The sequence below is a fragment of the Actinoallomurus sp. NPDC052274 genome, assembly GCF_040679475.1.
Classification (GTDB): domain Bacteria; phylum Actinomycetota; class Actinomycetes; order Streptosporangiales; family Streptosporangiaceae; genus Actinoallomurus; species Actinoallomurus liliacearum.
The window spans coordinates 1-1,712 of record NZ_JBFAUT010000138.1 but is presented as its reverse complement, the minus strand read 5'-3'; the positions used below and the strand labels follow the sequence as shown (position 1 = coordinate 1,712).

1 protein-coding gene and 1 pseudogene are annotated in these 1,712 nt (G+C 67.5%); both read left to right on the top strand.

Going from position 1 to position 1,712, the window contains the following annotated elements:
• Nucleotides 1-560 (top strand): annotated as a pseudogene (locus AB0K82_RS44465) (hypothetical protein); the annotation flags it as partial.
• Nucleotides 561-602: 42 nt separating this feature from the next.
• Nucleotides 603-1,712, top strand: a 1,110-nt coding sequence (locus tag AB0K82_RS44460) for a TonB-dependent receptor plug domain-containing protein (protein WP_364409786.1), incomplete at its 3' end; no start/stop codon positions are given.

Sequence of the window (1,712 nt, the reverse complement as noted above, 5' to 3'; positions counted from 1 at the left end):
GCAAGGCGGTGGCGACGGAACTCGAGCTGCCAGGCCCGGTGCTCTATGGGCGTGTTACCATCTATGGCGACATCTATGCGGCGCCCACACTGTCGCCCGCCGATCGCGCGCGCGTACTGGCGGCGGCGAGGGCTCGGTATCTGGCCCATCCCCAGGTGCAGGCGGTGTTCACCGCCGACGAGCTGCGCGCAATGCCGATGCCCGGTCGCAACGTCGAGGAATGGACGCTGGCCGAGCGCTTCCGGGCCAGCTTCGATCCCGACCGGTCGGGCGATCTCGTCGTGGCGCTCAAGCCGCACGTCATGCCGATCCCGCGACCCAGGCTCGGGATCACGGGCCATGGCTCGCCCTGGAACTATGACCGGCGCGTGCCGCTGATCGTCTACGCCCCCGGCATCAAGGGGTTCGAACAGCCCTTGCCGGTCGAGACGGTGGATATCCTGCCCACGATCGCAAGCCGCATCGGCCTGGCCGTGCTCGGCACGGAGATCGACGGCCGGTGCCTCGACCTGGATGCAGGCGCTACCGACAGCTGCGCGGCGGAGCCGGCCCGGCGCTGACCGGCGCGCCGCGCCCCCAAACCCCTATCAAATTCCACGCCCATGACTGAGCCAATGATGACCCTTGCCCTCACGACCCGCGTGCTCGCCTGCACCGGCGCGCTCGTTCTCGTTCCTTCCCTTGCCGTCGCGCAGGAAGCAGCCCCCGCCGCCAACGCCTTCGAGCTTGCACTGGACGACGACATCACCGTCACTGGCCGGCGCGACGGCTTCAAGGCCGACGTCACCCAGATCGGGGCTTTCCGCAATCAGCGGCTGCTCGATACGCCGTTGACGATCGCGGTGGTCAACCGTGCGCTGCTCGATGCGCAGGGCGCGGTCGGGCTGGAGGATGCTATCCGCAACACCGCGGGGATCACCCAGCAGGGCGTGAGCCAGCTGACGACCAACAGCTTCGTGTCGCGCGGCGTCATCATCAACGCCCGGTCCAATTATCGCCTGAACGGCACGCTGCCGATATTCAGCTACCTTCCCGCGCCGCTGGAGAACAAGGAGCGCGTCGAAGTGCTGAAGGGCGTATCGGCGCTCTATTACGGTTTCACGCCGCCGTCCGCGATCGTCAATCTCGTGACCAAGCGCGCAGGGGCGAAGCCGGTGACTTCCGTGCTCGCGACGTCCGATGCCGAGGGCAGCTATGGCGGCGGGATCGATATCGGCCGCACCTTCGGCCCGAACGGCATATTCGGCGTGCGGGTCAATGCGTTCGCCGGCCACCTCGAGACGCCGATGGACGGCATTAACGGCAATCGCTGGTTCGTCAGCGGCGCGTTCGACGTGCGGCCGGCGGACAATCTGTCCGTGCAGATCGACGTCGAACATTATCAGCGCCGCATGGGCGAGCCAGGGGCCTTGTCGCTGCCGGCCGCGGTCGGCGCGGTGGGGGGCAATGGCGGAGTCATCACGCTGCCGCAACTCCCCGATCCGCGCCGCTCCTATGCCCCCGACGGCGCCTTCTACAAGGGGACCGCGACCAACATCCTAGGCAGGATCGACTATGCGATCGGCGGCACCTGGTCGATCCGGGCCGACCTCGGATACGCACGGACCGCCCGCGATCGTTTCCTGGCCAATCCCCTAACGACATCACCGGCCAGGAACTCGTGGCCGACGGCGGAGTCCTCAAGACGCTGTGACAGGTCAGGAAGATTCGGC